The organism is Pseudomonas sp. IT-P258 (genome assembly GCF_949767825.1).
Taxonomy (GTDB): domain Bacteria; phylum Pseudomonadota; class Gammaproteobacteria; order Pseudomonadales; family Pseudomonadaceae; genus Aquipseudomonas; species Aquipseudomonas monachiensis.
Genome location: NZ_CATKPU010000041.1, coordinates 1 through 4,022, shown reverse-complemented (window position 1 = coordinate 4,022; position 4,022 = coordinate 1). Strand labels below are relative to the sequence as shown.

The 4,022-nt window shown below is 58.4% G+C and carries 4 protein-coding genes; 3 read left to right on the top strand and 1 reads right to left on the bottom strand.

The window, feature by feature from the left end:
* A partial coding sequence (locus ACM6G4_RS15900) for a hypothetical protein (RefSeq protein WP_414914071.1) occupies positions 1–245 on the top strand: 245 nt, incomplete at its 5' end.
* A gap of 143 nt (positions 246–388) precedes the next feature.
* Here ACM6G4_RS15900 and ACM6G4_RS15895 read toward each other — a convergent pair.
* Positions 389–1,288 carry a LysR family transcriptional regulator gene (locus ACM6G4_RS15895; RefSeq protein ID WP_414914070.1) on the bottom strand — a complete coding sequence of 300 codons (900 nt, stop codon included), beginning with the start codon at positions 1,286–1,288 and terminating at the stop codon, positions 389–391.
* A gap of 157 nt (positions 1,289–1,445) precedes the next feature.
* Between ACM6G4_RS15895 and ACM6G4_RS15890 the strand changes: the two genes are divergently transcribed.
* Both ACM6G4_RS15890 and ACM6G4_RS15885 read left to right on the top strand, forming a co-directional pair.
* Positions 1,446–2,627 carry an acyl-CoA dehydrogenase gene (locus ACM6G4_RS15890; protein ID WP_056725194.1) on the top strand — a complete coding sequence of 394 codons (1,182 nt, stop codon included), beginning with the start codon at positions 1,446–1,448 and terminating at the stop codon, positions 2,625–2,627.
* 11 nt (positions 2,628–2,638) lie between these two features.
* On the top strand, positions 2,639–3,859 hold the full coding sequence (locus tag ACM6G4_RS15885; RefSeq protein ID WP_056725196.1) for a CaiB/BaiF CoA transferase family protein: 1,221 nt from the start codon (positions 2,639–2,641) through the stop codon (positions 3,857–3,859).
* The last annotated feature ends 163 nt before the right edge of the window (positions 3,860–4,022 follow it).

Below are 4,022 nucleotides of genomic sequence, written 5' to 3'. Positions count from 1 at the left end.
GGTGCGGCTGGGGGCGGCCGATCAGCACGATCCCGCCAAATCAGGGCGGGGCGCGGCATTTTGCAGGCGAACTTTGTGCCCTTCAAGGGATTATGACGGGTGACGGAAAATTAACTACAAGTCACCCCGTGACCGAATGTCGCAACCAACCGGCTCAATCCCTTGTAGACCGTGCTTTTCAAGGATTCTGGCCGAAATTGAAGAATTTACACATCGGCCGTATGAATGATGCGGCATTGCCTTGAAATAGTGGCGCGAAGCCGCGTCATCAGGCGCTTGTGGGACGTTTGTACGACTTGTCGATACAGTTTGCTGTCATGCGACAAATACGTATATCTGTAGGGCTTTCATTTAGCTGACTACGGGGTCAAGTAACATTGTAGAGCCTTTATCCCTCTAGGCTGTAGCTGTGCGCCTGATTTACCAGCCAGTCACGAAATGCCCTCAACGACGCGGATTCGACCTTTCGCTCAGGAATCATCAGGTAGTAAGCCTTGATGCTGGACAGTGCCTGGGGGTTGGCGATCACCAGACGTTTCTCTTTCAACTCTCTTTGAATCAGGAACGGTGGGATCAGGGCAATGCCCATGTCGTGCATGGCTGCCTGGGCGAGCATGGAGAATAGCTCGTAGCGGGGGCCCGTCATGTCTCGCGGGACATTCAGGTGCTGGGAGTCGAACCATTGGCGCCAGGCATAGGGGCGGGTGGTTTGTTGCAGGAGAGGTAAGTCGGCGATTTCGCCGGGCGTCAGACAGGTCTTGTTTCCGAGCAGGTTGGGGCTGCAAACGGGCATCGGATTTTCACCCATCAACCTGTGGGATTCTGTACCCGACCAATCCGCATCACCGAAGTAGATGGCAGCATCAAAATCCGTGTCGGCGAACAGGAACGGCCGCGTGCGGTTGGTCAGGTTGACCGTCACTTCCGGGTGTTTATGCTGGAAGTCCTTGAGGCGCGGCAGCAGCCATTGGGTGCCGAAAGTCGGAACTACGGCCAGCTCGATCACGTTGGTGCCCTGCTGGCCCATCACTGACAAGGTGTCGCGCTCAACGGCATCGAGCTGAGTGGCCACCCGACGGCTGTAGGAGAGTCCGGCTTCCGTCAGCTTGACCCCGCGCCGCGAACGTCGGAACAGTTCCACACTGAGGAACTCTTCAAGGCTGGCGATCTGTCGGCAAATCGCTCCTTGGGTCAGCGAAAGTTCCTGGGCGGCCTTGGTGAAGCTCTCGTGGCGTGCGGCAGCCTCGAAGCTGATCAGGGCGGTGGTGCTGGGTATCTTTCTGCGCATGTACGTCAATCTCACTAATACATCGCATAAAGGCTCTTTCGCGACGTTTCGGAGTGAGAAATTAGCACAACAGTATGCAAAATCCTCGTTTGCCGTAGCGCCGATCCGGGCCTAGGATCAGTCCACGTTATTTGACCCGATTCGAGAGGACACACTCATGGGCGGTAAAGCTAGCTTCAACTGGATCGATCCCCTGCTGCTGGATCAACAGCTCACTGAAGAAGAGCGCATGATTCGCGACACGGCTGCGCAATTCGCTCAGCAAAGCCTTGCGCCGCGCATCCTCGAAGCTTTCCGTCATGAGAAGACCGATCCGGCGATCTTCCGCGAAATGGGCGAGGTCGGCCTGTTGGGCGCAACCATCCCCGAGCAGTACGGTGGCAGCGGCCTGAACTATGTCAGCTACGGCCTGATCGCTCGTGAAGTCGAGCGCATCGACTCCGGCTATCGCTCGATGATGAGCGTGCAGTCCTCGCTGGTGATGGTGCCAATCAATGAATTCGGTACCGAAGCGCAGAAGCAGAAGTACCTGCCGAAACTGGCGTCGGGTGAGTGGATCGGCTGCTTCGGCCTGACCGAGCCTAACCACGGTTCCGACCCGGGCGCGATGATCTCACGTGCGCGCAAAGTCGAAGGCGGCTACAGCCTCACCGGCAGCAAGATGTGGATCACCAACAGCCCGATCGCCGATGTGTTCGTGGTCTGGGCCAAGGACGATGCCGGCGACATCCGTGGCTTCGTTCTGGAGAAAGGCTGGAAAGGCCTGAGCGCTCCGGCGATTCACGGCAAAGTGGGCCTGCGGGCTTCGATCACCGGTGAAATCGTGATGGACAACGTGTTCGTGCCGCAAGAGAACATTTTTCCGGATGTCCGTGGCCTGAAAGGTCCTTTCACTTGCCTCAACTCGGCACGTTACGGCATCTCCTGGGGTGCGCTGGGTGCAGCCGAGTTCTGCTGGCACACCGCTCGCCAGTACACCCTGGATCGTCAACAGTTCGGTCGCCCGCTGGCCGCCACTCAGTTGATCCAGAAGAAGCTGGCCGACATGCAGACTGAAATCACCATGGCGCTGCAAGGCTGCCTGCGTCTGGGTCGTATGAAGGACGAAGGGACCGCTGCGGTCGAAATCACTTCGATGATGAAGCGCAATTCTTGCGGCAAGTCCCTGGATATCGCGCGCATGGCTCGCGATATGTTGGGCGGCAACGGCATCTCCGATGAGTTCGGTGTCGCGCGTCACCTGGTTAACCTGGAGGTGGTGAACACCTATGAAGGTACTCATGACGTCCATGCGCTGATCCTCGGTCGTGCGCAAACCGGCCTCCAGGCGTTCTATTAAGGAGAACGTCCATGGGCGCGCTATCGCATCTACGGGTACTGGATTTATCGCGGGTGCTGGCCGGGCCTTGGGCCGGGCAGATCCTGGCCGACCTTGGCGCTGAAGTGATCAAGGTCGAGCGTCCGGGTAACGGCGATGACACGCGCGCCTGGGGACCGCCGTTCCTTAAAGACGCTTATGGCGAGAACACCAGCGAGGCCGCCTATTACTTGTCGGCCAATCGCAACAAGCAATCGGTCACCATCGACTTCACTCGCCCTGAAGGGCAGAAGCTGGTGCGTGAGCTGGCGGCCAAGTCGGACATCCTGATCGAGAACTTCAAGGTCGGCGGTCTGGCGGCTTATGGTCTGGACTATGAATCGCTGAAGGCGATCAATCCGGATCTGATCTATTGCTCGATCACCGGGTTCGGCCAGACCGGCCCTTACGCCAAGCGTGCGGGTTATGACTTCATGATCCAGGGGCTGGGCGGCCTCATGAGCCTGACGGGGCGACCTGAAGGCGAAGAAGGTGCGGGGCCGGTGAAGGTTGGCGTGGCGTTGACGGACATCCTGACCGGGCTGTATTCGACTGTTGCGATCCTGGCTGCGCTAGCGCATCGGGATCACGATGGCGGTGGTCAGCATATCGATATGGCATTGCTGGACGTGCAGGTGGCTTGTCTGGCCAACCAGGCAATGAACTACCTGACGACAGGCAATGCGCCTAAACGCTTGGGTAATGCTCATCCGAACATCGTGCCCTATCAGGATTTTCCTACGGCGGATGGCGACTTCATCCTTACCGTCGGGAACGATGGGCAGTTCCGCAAGTTCGCGGAAGTGGCTGGGCAGCCGCAGTGGGCGGACGATCCGCGTTTTGCCACCAACAAGCTGCGGGTGGCAAACAGGGCAGCGCTGATTCCGCTGATCCGCCAGGCGACGGTGTTCAAGACAACCGCTGAATGGGTGGCACAGCTGGAACAGGCTGGCGTGCCATGCGGGCCTATCAATGACGTGGCGCAGATGTTTGCCGATCCTCAGGTCAAGGCGCGTGGGTTGGCTATCGAGCTGCCTCATGCACTGGCTGGGATGGTGCCGCAGGTGGCGAGCCCGATTCGACTGTCGCAGACGCCGGTGGAGTACCGTTTTGCGCCTCCTCTGCTGGGTGAGCACACGCTGGAAGTTTTGCAGCGGGTGTTGGGCCTGGATGCCGGGGCGGTGTCGGCATTCAAGGCTTCGGGCGTTCTCTGATAGGTCTCTTCTATATAGAGGGGTGTTTCGGCTCCTCTATATAGGCTCCCTTTGGGGCGTTTTGCTGCTTTCTTGCAGCTTATTGATAGAAAACCTAAATCAGTGCTTGACGGCAGATTCCAGATCTCTATAATTCGCCCCACTTCCGGCGCAGTCGAAACGG

Coding starts and splice junctions, on each gene's coding strand:
- ACM6G4_RS15885 (WP_056725196.1), top strand. CDS start 2,639: ATGGGCGCGCTATCGCATCTACGGGTACTGGATTTATCGCGGGTGCTG.
- ACM6G4_RS15895 (WP_414914070.1), bottom strand. CDS start 1,288: ATGCGCAGAAAGATACCCAGCACCACCGCCCTGATCAGCTTCGAGGCT.
- ACM6G4_RS15890 (WP_056725194.1), top strand. CDS start 1,446: ATGGGCGGTAAAGCTAGCTTCAACTGGATCGATCCCCTGCTGCTGGAT.